Origin of the sequence: Sinanaerobacter sp. ZZT-01 (genome assembly GCF_035621135.1) — a bacterium.
Taxonomy (GTDB): Bacteria; Bacillota; Clostridia; order Peptostreptococcales; family Anaerovoracaceae; genus IOR16.
The window spans coordinates 773,009-785,869 of the sequence record NZ_CP141728.1 but is presented as its reverse complement, the minus strand read 5'-3'; the positions used below and the strand labels follow the sequence as shown (position 1 = coordinate 785,869).

Sequence of the window (12,861 nt, the reverse complement as noted above, 5' to 3'; positions counted from 1 at the left end):
GAGGACGTTATGGGTTGGCAGGAACAATACAAAAGCCGATTGTGTACAGCAGAAGAAGCAGTTCGTCACATTGAGGACGGGGATGCAGTAGTATTGGCACATTGCGTGGGAGAACCTCCCGTGTTAGTGGAAGCCATGGTTGCAAATGCAGCACAATATAAAAATGTAGAAGTAAAGCATATGGTGAGTCTTGGGAATGGCGGATACGCTGTTCCCGGGATGGAAGAGCACTTTCGAGCAGATCCGTTATTTGTAAGTCCCAATACCCGAAATGCAATTATAGAGGGGCGGGCGGATTTTACTCCTGCATTCTTCCACGAAGTACCGTTACTGCTTCGACAGAAAAAACTTCGATGTGATGTTGTGATGGCACAGGTGACGCCACCAGATGAAGATGGTTATTGCAGTTTGGGTACATCTGTAGATTATACGTATCAGGCGATTAAGTCTGCAAAAATCGTTATTGTTCAGGTGAATGATCAATTTCCGAGAACGTATGGTGAAAAAGTTCATATTTCCGAATTTGATTACATCGTAGAGGCTTCTACACCGGTTTATGAATCCAAGCCAACTCAAATCGGAGAATTGGAGAAAGCCATCGGAGCGAATTGTGTTTCTCTTATTGAAGACGGTTCAACGTTACAGCTCGGAATAGGCGGTATTCCAGACGCAGTGATTCAGCTGCTCGGAGACAGGAAGAATTTAGGCATACATTCGGAAATGATCTCCGACGGCACCTTAGCTCTTTATGAAAAAGGAGTTATCAACGGTAAGTTTAAGAAGTTTGACCAAGGAAAAATGACGGTTACCTTTTTAATGGGAAGCCGTAAGCTTTATGACTTTGCACACAATAATCCGGAAGTTGAAGTAAGACCGGTGGACTATGTAAATCATCCTGCGGTAATTATGAAGCAGAATAAAATGGTTTGCATAAACTCTGCAATCCAAGTCGACCTTATGGGGCAGGTTGCAGCAGAAAGCATTGGCTTAAAACAATTTTCAGGTGTAGGCGGCCAGGTAGACTTTATCCGCGGTGCTTCCATGGCAGAGGATGGGAAATCCATCATTGCGATGGCTTCGTATACCAAGAAAAAGGATGGTTCAATTATTTCTAAAATTGCTCCGTTCTTAGACCATGGTGCTGCGGTCACAACCTCAAGAAATGACATTGATTATGTTGTAACAGAATGCGGCATTGCAGAGCTGAAAGGAAAATCTTTAAGAGAGCGTGCAAGAAGCTTAATTAATATATCGCATGAAAGTGCAAAAGAAGAATTGCAAGCAGAATTTGAAAAGAGATTTCACGAAAAATTTTATGCCATTGCAAAAGACTTTTAAAAGAAGGAAGAGAGGGAATTATATGCAGGCTTTAAGAGTAGTACCGAAAGTGTTCTATTTTGACACTTTCAAGGAATTCAATGATGAGTTTAAAATCGGGAAGAATGATTTGGTCGTAACCAATGAATTCATTTATGAGCCGTTTATGAAGCCGCTGGGCATCGAAACCAATCTGATCTTTCAAGAAAGATTCGGGGTCGGAGAGCCTTCCGATGAAATGATTGATGCAATGACAAAGGAAATGAAAAAGTTCAATTTTGACCGCATCATTGCATTCGGAGGAGGAACCATTGTAGACATTTGTAAAATTTTAGCACTCGATGTTCCCGAACACTCCATCGATTTATTTGAAGGGAAGATATTGCCGGTAAAGAAAAAGGAATTAATCTTGATACCGACGACTTGCGGAACGGGAAGCGAAGTGACAAATGTTGCAATTGCAGAATTAAAATCCAAGCATACAAAAAAAGGAATTGCAGTAGAAGAAACGTATGGAGATTGTGCGGTATTGATTCCGGAGACTGTAAAGGGTCTGCCGTATAAATTTTTCGTAACCAGCTCCATTGATGCATTGATTCATGCAATCGAATCCTATTTGTCTCCAAAAGCATCTCCTTTTACAGAAATGTACTCTTTGAAAGCAATCGAGATGATTATGGGAGGATATAAAAAGATCATTGCAAGTGGACCGGAAGCAAGATTAGATGACTTAAGAACCTTTGTATTGGCAGCGAACTATGCCGGAATTGCATTTGGTAATGCCGGATGTGCAGCAGTGCATGCACTTTCCTACAGCATAGGCGGAGCCTTCCATGTTCCTCATGGAGAAGCGAATTATCAATTCTTTACAGAGGTCTTTAAAATGTATGACCGAAAAGACCCGAATGGTAAGATTGTTCAGGCAAAAGAAATTTTTGCAAGTGTTTTAGGCTGTGATGCAAAGGGAGAAGTTTTCGATGCATTGGAAGAATTCCTAAATAAATTAATTGCAAAGAAACCATTGAGAGAGTATGGCATGGTGGAAGCACAGATTGATGAATTTACAGAAAGCACGATTGCAAATCAGCAAAGGCTTTTAGCAAATAATTATGTGCCGTTAAGCAAAGAAGAAATCAAAGAAATTTTTGCAAATTTATATTAATAAACTAATATAAATTTTTGATAAACTGATAGGGGGAAAAGAAAATGGCTTTAATGACTGGTGATCAATATATTGAGAGCTTAAGAAAGTTAAATACAAGAGTATATATGTTTGGTGAAAAAATTGATAACTGGGTAGATCATCCGATGATCCGCCCATCCATCAACTGTGTTGCGATGACTTATGAATTGGCACAAGATCCGCAGTATGAGGATCTGATGACAGCAACGTCAAGCATAACTGGAAAGAAGATCAACCGCTTTGCGCATCTTCATCAGAGCACAGATGATCTGAGAAAAAAGGTTAAGATGCAGAGACTTTTGGGACAAAAGACAGCATCTTGCTTCCAAAGATGTGTAGGAATGGACGCATTTAATGCAGTCTTCTCTACAACATTTGAAATTGATGAAAAGTATGGGACGCATTATCATGATAATTTTGTAAAATATTTAACTTATGTTCATGAGAATGATTTGGTAGTAGATGGCGCGATGACAGATCCAAAGGGTGACAGAGGGTTACCACCGAGCAAGCAGCCTGACCCAGATGTATTTGTACACATTGTTGAAAAGAGAAAAGATGGGATTGTAGTAAGAGGAGCAAAGGCTCATCAAACTGGTTCCATCAACTCTCATGAGCATTTAATTATGCCGACAATTGCAATGACAGAGGCAGATAAAGCTTATGCTGTATCGTTTGCACTGCCGTCTGATGCAGAGGGACTCTTTATGATTTATGGAAGACAGTCCTGTGATACCAGAAAATTAGAGGAAAATGCAGACGTCGATCTTGGAAACAAGAAATTTGGCGGACAGGAAGCTTTGGTTGTATTTGATAATGTATTTATTCCAAATGACCGAATTTTCCTTTGTGAAGAATATGAGTTTGCTGGTATGATGGTAGAACGGTTTGCAGGATACCACAGACAAAGCTACGGCGGATGTAAGGTGGGTGTCGGTGATGTTGTAATCGGAGCCGCTGCCCTTGCTGCAGATTACAATGGTGCAAATAAAGCATCCCATATTAAAGATAAACTGATTGAAATGACGCACTTAAATGAAACATTATATTCCTGCGGAATCGCATGTTCTTGTGAAGGATGTGAGACAAAGGCCGGAAATTACCAGATTGATCTTTTGCTTGCAAATGTATGTAAGCAGAATGTCACTCGCTTCCCTTATGAGATCGTAAGACTGGCAGAAGACATTGCAGGTGGATTGATGGTAACGATGCCTTCTGAGAAAGACTTTAAGTCAGATATGGTTGTGGGAAAAGAAGGAGAGACAATTGGAGAAATTTGTAATAAATATTTTGCAGGAAAAGCAGAGGTCTCTACCGAAGATAGAATGAGAGTGCTTCGCTTCTTAGAAAATATTTGTCTTGGTTCTTCAGCTGTCGGCTATCGTACAGAATCCATGCATGGCGCAGGTTCGCCACAGGCGCAGAGAATCATGATTGCAAGACAAGGAAACATCGAGGCTAAAAAAGGACTTGCAAAAAATATTGCTGGTATAAAATAGAAAACAAGAAAAGAGATGAGATAGGGCGGCATCTGGCCGCCCGAAATAAACTTATTAAGATCCGTTCCCGTTATGAGTGAAAGAGAAAGGATGATATGTATATGAGTGGAGATAATCAGACATTACAAAAGGCATTTGGGACAAAAGATGTATTAGCACTGGCATTTGGTACGATGGTAGGCTGGGGCTGGATCATGCTCTCCGGTGCATGGGCTGCAAGTGCAGGTATGCTTGGGGCAATCGGTGCCTATGTCGTTGGCGCAATACTATGTGTTTTTGTTGGAATGGTATACGCAGAGCTTACACCAGCAATTCCTTGTACAGGAGGAGGCGTTGTTTTCTCCTATAAAGCAATGGGCTATTGGCCTGCTGTGATTGCAGGTTTGGCTACCAGTTTTGCATATATTGGTGTGGCAGCATGGGAAGGACCGGCTTTTGCTACTGCAATTGATTACGTAGTACCAATTCCCAAAATAGGCTTTCTTTGGACAATACAGGGCTTTGACGTATATGGTTCATGGGCTTTGATTGCGATTGCGGCTTCGGTTATTATTACGATGGTCAATTATAAAGGTGCAAAGCAAGCTGCTATTTTCCAATCAATTGCAACGATAGGGCTTGTTACCGTGGGCATCATCTTTGTGTTCGGAGGTGCCACAAGGGGAGATATCAGCAATACCAAACCTCTGTTTACAGACGTAAAAGGTTTTGCATCGGTACTTCTTATGGTTCCTGCTATGTTTGTAGGGTTTGATGTAATCCCGCAGTCAGCTGGTGAAATGAATGTCCCACTCAAGAAAATTCCGAAGCTTCTTATCCTTTCTATTTGCGCAGCAGCAGCTTGGTATATGATCATGATTATGACAACCTGTCTGTCTGCTCCAGCTGCAGTTCGTGAAGCCGGCGTAATACCAGTTGCAGATTCAATGGCTTACGCATTTGGCAGCCCGATCTGGGGAAAGATTTGCATTGTCGGTGCAATTTGTGGAATCTTAACGAGTTGGAACGGTTTCTTATACGGCGGAGCGAGAGTTCTTTACTCTTTGGCAAATGCTAAGATGCTTCCTGCCTTTTTAGGTGAAATCCATCCAAAGTATAATACCCCTTCGAATGCAGTTTTGACTTGTGGTATTCTTTCTACTTTCTCCTGCCTACTGGGAAAGGGAGCGTTAGTTTGGTTTGTAAACGCCAGCTCCTTTGGTGTAGTAATCATGTATTTGATGGTAGCACTATCGTTCTGTTTCCTAAGAAAGAATCAGCCAGACCTTGCTCGACCATACAAAGTTAAATACGGAAAATTTGTCGGAGCGATGGCGATATTTGTAGCATTTTTCTTCGCATGGCTCTATACACCATTAGGTCCGAGTCCGTTGATTGGCATAGAATGGTTGTTAGTAATCGGTTGGTTTATACTTGGATTGTGTCTAGCCTTTTATGCAAAAAACAAGTACCGCTATTTTACAGAACAAGAACGGTTGATTGCGTTATTCGGAGAAGAATAACGATTGTAAAGACGGAAAACATTTTGCATCAAAATAAAAAAGAGAGCCAGTTTTTCAGATTGGGGCTCTCTTTTTTATAAAATAGGGAATATTCTAAAATTTTAATTACGCTACTGTGTAATCAGAAAGATCATGAAAAACTGGTTCGCTAAACATAAAAAAAATACTAGCTCATTTTGACTGGTTTTGTCGAAAATGTGACGGCTATGTTAATTTTTGTTATAATTAACTGATTGTAAAAATTAAGACAAAGATTCCGTTTAGTGTAATAGGTTGAGTTGTTTTATGATTCTGTCTTACAGTGGCATCATAATGAAAGTGGAGAAATAGATATTAAAATTATTGAAAAGCTAAGTCAGATAAATAATATTTATCTAGATGGAGCAGACCAAAGCGTTTTATTATGGGAAAGAGATCATTAAAAGTTATTCACAACATTTCTTGATCCAATGTAATAAATTAAAAAGTAAAAGACTGCCAGTTTTAATTGACAGCCTTAACGTTATATGAAAAAATATATTATTATTTTTCATTAACTCGGAAAAGTAGAAAACATGAAATAATGAAACAAAGTGCTTTTATTTATGAGCGAATATTTTTTCCTTTTAAATATTTGTTTAGTTTAACGGAAACAGTCGGCTGACTGATTCCTAATTCCTTCGCAACCTTAGTTGTAGTTCCTTGACGTTCATAAGAATCCAGCAACACTTCTTTTTCCACATCTTCTAAAATTTGTTTTAGCGTTCTATTTTTTGTAGATACATCATAAGGCTGCTCGTTGGAATAGATGTAATAAGGCAGTTGCTCTTCCGTAATGGAATAGTCTTCGGCAGTAAGAATTGCTCGCTCTACTACATTTTCTAACTCACGGATGTTACCGGGCCAACAGTAAGCTTCCATATAGTTCACGGCACTATTTGTAAAAGCATGGTTAATTTCATATTGTTCATTGAATTTTTTTGTAAAGTGATTAATTAAAGGGAAAATGTCTTCTTTTCGTTCACGAAGCGGGGGAACAGTAAGTGCCAGTACATTTAGACGATAGTATAAGTCTTCACGGAATGTACCTTGCTCAACCATTTTTTTAACATCCTTATTGGTTGCGGCAATGAGGCGAAAATCGATGTTTTTCTCTATGACACCACCAACTCTTGTTACATTTTTTTCTTGAATAACTTTCAAAAGCTTAACTTGCATATGCAATGGTAAATCACAAATTTCATCTAAAAACAAAGTGCCATGATCGGCAAGCTCGATTAAGCCGGCTTTTCCCGTTTGACCTGCACCGGTAAAAGCTCCTTTTTCATAGCCAAACAATTCCGATTCAAGAAGGTGTTCGGGGATTGCCCCGCAATTAATGGAGATGAAAGGCGCATCGGCACGCTTACTGCTGGAATGGATCAGGTCAGCTAACACATTTTTTCCAACGCCGGATTCTCCGTTAATAAAGACCGTAGCATCAAACTTAGCGACTTTCATAGCGGTATGAACGACCTTTTTTATTCTTGAACTTATGCCGACAATCTTTAAATTTTTTTGATATTCTTGTTTCAACTGTTCCAGTTGAACGAGATAAGAGGTCATTGTATCTTGTAACTTTTGGTGTTCTTCTTGCAGTAATTCATATTTTTCAACGTCTCTGGTGTAACTGATTACTTTATCTAGTTCGTTGTCATCGTTAAAAATCGGAATGGAAGTGCACATCAAATATTTATTATTTTTTGTAACTTGCAGCATTGTTTCTGGCTGAAGGGATTTCATTACGCGAGCTGAAATACATGGATTAAAGACTTTTTGTTTCTCCATCTCATAAATGGTGGAGCCGATAGCTTCTTCTTGTGGAATGCCGTAGACAGATTCAAAATTTGGCCAGACCTTTTCAATGACTCCATCTTTACTGATAATTGTAAAATCATCATAAATACTACCTAAAAATTTGTAGAAGTTAGTTTCTATTTGCTTTACATAATTTAATTGAGAAAGTGTTGTTTGCACATTAGACGTATTTAAGAAAAAGAAAAGAAATTGGGATTCTGAGATATTTGGTAAGAGAAGAAGAAGATATTCTGTCTCTTTATTTAGAAATTTTTTTAAGGTATATTCAGGACTTGAAATGGAATCTAAATTGGAATTTATAAATTCTTGCAGCAAAAAATGATCTTCGGGCTGTGAAAATTCTTTTAAAAATAGTTGATTTCCGGAAATCTGGTTCCGATCTTTTTGATACCACATGATGGGTATGTTCAGGTAGCTCATATCTATCTTCAAGGTCAATACCTCCTAACTATACTATAATATTATAGCATTTTTTTAAGCGGTATACTATATTTTGTTTCAAATCTGTCTATTTTATGCTTTTTATACGCAAAAAATTCACAAAATAATACAAATTAACCTTAATATGTGAATTCTATTCTTTTTACCAGCTCCATTATCTTTTCTTGATCTTTTATTCCATTTGTTTCTGCACCACTACTTATATCAACGCAATAAGGGTGATAAGAAATAGCTTGCTCTAAGTTGGAACAATTAATTCCTCCGGCAAGGAAAAATGGCTTTTCGCATTGTGGAATAGAATCCCAATCAAAGCTGTGACCACTGCCTCCCTTATAGTTATCAAATAGAAAGAAATCTGCGATTGAAGGCTCTAATAAACCGAGACTTTCCTTTTCTTTGACCTTTATTACCTTTATAACGGGGATGTCACAACTTTTTTTTAACTGCTTGATGTATGCTTCAGTTTCGGTTCCATGCAGTTGTGCGATGCTGATGATACCCTTGCGGTAGAGCGATTCAATTTCATAAATAGGTGAATTTGTAAAGACGCCTATTGGGATGATAGGAGCTTTTAATTGCATCCGGAGTTGCTCTGCTTCAATTGCTGATACAGATCGCCGGCTTTTTGCAAACACAAAGCCGATATAATCCGGCATGGCTTCGTTGACATAATCGATCTCACAAGTACGGGACAAGCCGCAGATTTTAATTTTACTCATTTGCGATACCTCGCAGCAGAGAAAGCTGTTTTTGTTTACTAGGGCTACACATAAGCGTTTCTCCAATTAAGACGGCATCGGTACCGATACTTTTTAGTAAAGAAATATCTTCTGAGGTCTTGATACCGCTCTCAGAGACGAAGAGTATATGATCTGGGATTTGTTTTCGTAAATCAAGGCTTACGGAAAGGTCTACCGAAAAGGTTTTCAGGTCGCGGTTATTGATACCGATGACCCTTGCGCCAGCTGCTATGGCGGATTGGACTTCTGTATTTGTGTGGGCTTCTACGAGTGCGGAAAGCCCAAGTTGATGCGCCGTTTCCAGATAGCTTTTTAAGGTTCTGGTATCCAAAAGAGCGCAGATGAGAAGAATAGCGGATGCCCCTAAAAGTTTGGATTCGTAGATTTGGTAGGGATCTACAATGAAATCCTTGCGTAAAACAGGGATGGAAACGGAGGAGGAAATTTCTTCAAGGTAGCGGTTGCTACCTTGAAAAAAGTAAGGTTCGGTTAGCACAGAGATTGCACAAGCTCCAACTTTTTCATATTCCTTTGCAATTGTGAGATAAGGAAATTCTTTGACAAGAATTCCCTTAGATGGGGAAGCTTTTTTTACTTCGCAGATGAAGGAAATTTCATTTGTACGCAGTGCCTGCTCAAAAGGAAAGCTATCATCTTTTGGCATTTTTTCCGCAAGGTTTTTTAATGTTTTTAAGTCTTGAATTTTTTTTTGCTCAAGTATCCTTTTTCGCGTTTTTTCAGCGATCCGTTCTAAAATCATGAGATCACCTCATTTGAAAGAGCTATTAGTTGTTCAAGCCGCTGCAATGCTTTTCCGCTGTCTATAGTTATCTCTGCGAGAGAAATGCCTTGCTCCAGTGTCAATTCGGGATTGGCGAGATAAAGTGCCGCGCCCGCATTTAAAAGAACCGTGTCACGTTGAGGGCTCTTTTTTCCAGAAAGAATTTCTCTTGTGATCTTTGCATTATCTTCCGGAGATCCACCTACAAGTTTTCGTTTATCACAACGATGAAAACCGTACTGCTCTGGTTTCATTACATAGGAGCGAGATTTTCCGTTTCGAATTTCAAAAACACTGGTTGGAGCACTCATGGAGATTTCATCTAGCCCATCTTGACCATATACAACCATGGCTTGTTTAACCCCTAGATTAGAGAGAACGCGTGCGAGGGGTTCTACGAGGTCTTCTTTATACACGCCAAGTAGCTGAATCGTTGCTTTGGCTGGATTGGCAAGAGGTCCCAATAGATTAAAGATCGTACGGATACCTAATTCCTTTCGAACGGGAGCAACGTATTTCATTGCCGTGTGATAGTTTTGTGCGAATAAAAAGCATAGACCGATTTGCTCTAAGATTTTTTGGCTATGACTGGCAGAGATGGAGATATTCACACCTAGTGCTTCTAATACATCAGCGGCTCCGCATTTACTGGACGCTGCTCGATTCCCATGCTTTGCTACAGGGACACCTGCTGCGGATACAACGAGTGAAGCGGTTGTGGAAATATTAAAAGAATTTGACTGATCCCCTCCGGTTCCCACAATTTCAAGCACGTCTGTTTTGGGATGAATTGAAATGCAATGTTTTCTCATTCCAGCGGCAGAGGCACTAATTTCATCAATGGATTCGCCTTTCATTGCCATTGCGGTTAAATAAGCGGAAATCTGGACAGGAGACGCTTTTCCGCACATGATTTCGTCCATAACCGCCTCTACGGTCGAATAATTTAAATCTTCCAGTTGAATTATTTTTTCAATGGCTTTTTCTATCATAACGGATTTCCTCCTATAAAATTTTTTAATATTATTTTTCCTTCAGGTGTAAGAATGGATTCGGGATGAAATTGTACACCATACACTTCGTATTTATAATGTTTGACTGCCATAATCTCATTGTCTTCGGTACGTGCTGTAATCTGAAGTTCATTTGGGAGTGTTTTTTCCAGCACGGCAAGCGAATGATAGCGTGCACCTTTGATCGTATCTGGCAGGTTGTAAAAAAGAGGGCAGCTGGTGTCCAATTTGATTTCAGACTGCCGTCCATGCATCACTTTTCTTGCAAAGGATACGTTGGCTCCATAAGCTTCACAGATTGCCTGATGCCCAAGACACACACCCAAAATGGGAATGATCCCAGCAAATTGTCGAACTACTTCAACGCAGATACCGGCTTGTGATGGGTTTCCGGGTCCGGGTGACAAAATAATTTTATCAGGGCAAAGGACTTTGATTTCTGCGGGGGTGATTTCATCATTGCGTCTTACTTCGATAGAAGGTTCAAAGGAGCCTGCCATTTGATATAAATTATAAGAAAAACTATCATAATTATCGATGAGTAAAATCATAAGTCTGCTCTCCCTTCTGAAAATTGCAATGCCTGAATGACGGCTTGCGCCTTATTAATGCATTCCTGGTATTCTTTTTCGGCAATGCTGTCATATACAATGCCTGCTCCCGCTCGAACGGTTACAGTGCCTTTTGTCTTTACTGCCAGACGAATGGCAATACAGGTATCAAGATTTCCATTAAAACCGATGTAGCCGATAGCTCCTCCATAAATACCCCGTTTTTCTTTTTCAAGCTCATCAATAATCTGACAGGCTCGAATTTTTGGTGCTCCGGACAGAGTGCCGGCAGGAAGTACTGCGTGAATGGCGTCAAGCGCATTTTTTCCTTCCATAAGTTCACCGGTTACTGTTGTGCTGAGATGCATGACATGGGAAAATTTTACAATACTGTGATAAGATTCAACTGTAACAGAGTTGATTTTACTGATTTTTCCCAAGTCATTTCGGCTTAAGTCTACAAGCATATCATGTTCTGCTAATTCTTTTTTATCGCAGAGCAGATCTTTTTCTAAATAAAGATCCTCTTTCTCACTTTTCCCACGAGGCCGAGTACCGGCAAGAGGAAATGTATACAATTTTTGACCGGTTAATTTTACAAGCGTTTCAGGTGAAGCACCTGCAATTTCTAGATCTTCTTTACTAAAATAAAACAGATAGGGAGAAGGGTTACTCGTACGTAATACTCGATAAGCATTTAAAAGGCTGCCTTCCGCTTCTGCTTGAAAACGGTTGGATAGTACAATTTGAAAAATATCACCGTCATGAATATATTGCTTTGCTCTTTGTATTAAATTGCAATAATCAGTTTGGTTGAAGCGTGGCTGGAATGGGGACTTAAGCTGGAACGGCTTCGATTCTGACTTTTCTTCAAACTGAATCAATTTGGCCATATCTTTTAATTCATCTTGTGCAGATTTATAATTTGCATCTAAGTGATCTGTCTTTGCGTGGGCGATCAATATGATTTTTTGTTTTAAATGATCGAAAGCAATTACTTTATCAAAAAGCATCAAATCAAAATCAGGAATTGCGTTATCGCAGGAATGATTAAGGCTCAAACTTGGCTCAATGTATTTGATAAAATCATAGGAAAAATAACCGACAAGCCCACCTGTAAACGGCGGCAAATCTGGAAGCAGGGGAGCTTGATTTTCTTTTAAAAGTTGTCGGATGAAAGAAATTGGTTCTTTTTCTCTTATGGAGTCATTCGTGAACTGGTGCTTAGGGTTATAGCCCATAAAGGTATAACGTCCCCGATGTTCGGAATCCTCGAGACTTTCTAATAGGTAGCAGCAATTGCTTTTTTTCTTCAAACGCCGTAGAACTTCAATCGGTGTAACTTCATCTGCATAGATGGTGTAGCTTATCGGAATTATTTGATAATCCTTTGAAAGAAGTTTCGCTGTTTCTAAGCTTGGTTGATACATAGGTAACCTCCTTTGAGAATAGAAAAAATCCGTCCATGACGATGTCGTCAAGGACGGATTCCTGCAAAAACCCGCGGTGCCACCTTGTTTTGAGAGGCAAAACTCTCACCCTTTACAGAATACTAACATATTCCTGACAACTGACGTATGTCTTACGTCGCAGTATACTCAGCAAAATCGCCTTTGACTGCGCCCTCAGTGGTCCATTTAACAAGCTGCGTTCTGCCGGATTCTCAGCACCCCGGCTCTCTGTGAGTGCACGATTTGTTTTTATCTCCACCTCATCGGTTTCATGAACGGTATGAAATTGAGTGTATTATATGACAAAGGGCATTTTATTGTCAAGGGGGGATTTTTAATTTTTTGATACGGGTGAAATATACATTTTTATTTTACATATATTAGGAATTAATTTTAATATATTGCTTATGCTCATTAATAGAAAAACTAAATTTAGTGGTTGACATTTTATAAAACAGCTTGTAGAATGATACACAATAAAATAACAAAAAAACTAATGATTGAGAAGAGTAAGTACAAAAAAGCGTTGTTCAGAGAGCTGCGGGTG

The 12,861-nt window shown here is 39.4% G+C and carries 11 protein-coding genes and 1 other annotated feature (1 of these 12 running past the window's edge); of the genes, 4 read left to right on the top strand and 7 right to left on the bottom strand.

Annotation, left to right across the window (positions count from 1 at the left end; genetic code table 11):
- The first annotated feature begins 9 nt into the window (after nt 1-9).
- The 4 genes from U5921_RS03935 to U5921_RS03920 all read left to right on the top strand — a co-directional run bounded on the left by U5921_RS03935 (nt 10) and on the right by U5921_RS03920 (nt 5,501).
- A complete protein-coding gene (locus tag U5921_RS03935; RefSeq protein ID WP_324825173.1) occupies nt 10-1,338 on the top strand; it encodes an acetyl-CoA hydrolase/transferase family protein in 1,329 nt (442 codons plus the stop codon).
- Between the two features lie 22 nt (nt 1,339-1,360).
- Nucleotides 1,361-2,479, top strand: coding sequence for a 4-hydroxybutyrate dehydrogenase (locus U5921_RS03930; protein ID WP_324825172.1), 1,119 nt, complete (start codon nt 1,361-1,363; stop codon nt 2,477-2,479).
- Nucleotides 2,480-2,523: 44 nt separating this feature from the next.
- On the top strand, nt 2,524-3,999 hold the full coding sequence (locus U5921_RS03925) for a 4-hydroxyphenylacetate 3-hydroxylase family protein (protein ID WP_324825171.1): 1,476 nt from the start codon (nt 2,524-2,526) through the stop codon (nt 3,997-3,999).
- Nucleotides 4,000-4,100: 101 nt separating this feature from the next.
- On the top strand, nt 4,101-5,501 hold the full coding sequence (locus tag U5921_RS03920) for an APC family permease (protein ID WP_324825170.1): 1,401 nt from the start codon (nt 4,101-4,103) through the stop codon (nt 5,499-5,501).
- Nucleotides 5,502-6,083: 582 nt separating this feature from the next.
- On the opposite strand, the gene U5921_RS03915 is transcribed toward U5921_RS03920, so the two are convergent.
- The 7 genes from U5921_RS03915 to U5921_RS03885 all read right to left on the bottom strand — a co-directional run bounded on the left by U5921_RS03915 (nt 6,084) and on the right by U5921_RS03885 (nt 12,573).
- Complete coding sequence (locus U5921_RS03915) at nt 6,084-7,769, bottom strand: sigma-54 interaction domain-containing protein (RefSeq protein WP_324825169.1); 1,686 nt, start codon at nt 7,767-7,769, stop codon at nt 6,084-6,086.
- 128 nt (nt 7,770-7,897) lie between these two features.
- Entirely contained in the window at nt 7,898-8,497 is a 600-nt protein-coding gene (locus U5921_RS03910) for a phosphoribosylanthranilate isomerase (RefSeq protein WP_324825168.1), read from the bottom strand.
- Nucleotides 8,490-9,278, bottom strand: coding sequence for an indole-3-glycerol phosphate synthase TrpC (gene trpC / locus U5921_RS03905; protein ID WP_324825167.1), 789 nt, complete (start codon nt 9,276-9,278; stop codon nt 8,490-8,492). Before trpC ends, U5921_RS03910 begins: the two co-directional genes overlap by 8 nt.
- The gene (gene trpD / locus U5921_RS03900) at nt 9,275-10,291 is read right to left on the bottom strand and encodes an anthranilate phosphoribosyltransferase (RefSeq protein WP_324825166.1); all 1,017 of its coding nucleotides are present in this window, start codon (nt 10,289-10,291) and stop codon (nt 9,275-9,277) included. The genes trpC and trpD overlap by 4 nt, the downstream gene beginning before the upstream one ends.
- Nucleotides 10,288-10,863, bottom strand: coding sequence for an aminodeoxychorismate/anthranilate synthase component II (locus U5921_RS03895; RefSeq protein WP_324825165.1), 576 nt, complete (start codon nt 10,861-10,863; stop codon nt 10,288-10,290). The genes trpD and U5921_RS03895 overlap by 4 nt, the downstream gene beginning before the upstream one ends.
- Nucleotides 10,860-12,293: an anthranilate synthase component I gene (gene trpE / locus U5921_RS03890; protein WP_324825164.1), complete on the bottom strand. Its 1,434-nt coding sequence runs from the start codon at nt 12,291-12,293 to the stop codon at nt 10,860-10,862. The genes U5921_RS03895 and trpE overlap by 4 nt, the downstream gene beginning before the upstream one ends.
- Nucleotides 12,294-12,405: 112 nt before the next feature.
- A complete protein-coding gene (locus tag U5921_RS03885; RefSeq protein WP_324825163.1) occupies nt 12,406-12,573 on the bottom strand; it encodes a hypothetical protein in 168 nt (55 codons plus the stop codon).
- Between the two features lie 228 nt (nt 12,574-12,801).
- Nucleotides 12,802-12,861: a binding site (T-box leader), on the top strand; it runs 185 nt beyond the window's last position.

Excerpts from the sequence above, each read along its gene's own strand:
- U5921_RS03935 (WP_324825173.1), top strand. The coding sequence starts at position 10 with ATGGGTTGGCAGGAACAATACAAAAGCCGATTGTGTACAGCAGAAGAA.
- U5921_RS03930 (WP_324825172.1), top strand. The coding sequence starts at position 1,361 with ATGCAGGCTTTAAGAGTAGTACCGAAAGTGTTCTATTTTGACACTTTC.
- U5921_RS03925 (WP_324825171.1), top strand. The coding sequence starts at position 2,524 with ATGGCTTTAATGACTGGTGATCAATATATTGAGAGCTTAAGAAAGTTA.
- U5921_RS03920 (WP_324825170.1), top strand. The coding sequence starts at position 4,101 with ATGAGTGGAGATAATCAGACATTACAAAAGGCATTTGGGACAAAAGAT.
- U5921_RS03910 (WP_324825168.1), bottom strand. The coding sequence starts at position 8,497 with ATGAGTAAAATTAAAATCTGCGGCTTGTCCCGTACTTGTGAGATCGAT.
- trpC (WP_324825167.1), bottom strand. The coding sequence starts at position 9,278 with ATGATTTTAGAACGGATCGCTGAAAAAACGCGAAAAAGGATACTTGAG.
- trpD (WP_324825166.1), bottom strand. The coding sequence starts at position 10,291 with ATGATAGAAAAAGCCATTGAAAAAATAATTCAACTGGAAGATTTAAAT.
- U5921_RS03895 (WP_324825165.1), bottom strand. The coding sequence starts at position 10,863 with ATGATTTTACTCATCGATAATTATGATAGTTTTTCTTATAATTTATAT.
- trpE (WP_324825164.1), bottom strand. The coding sequence starts at position 12,293 with ATGTATCAACCAAGCTTAGAAACAGCGAAACTTCTTTCAAAGGATTAT.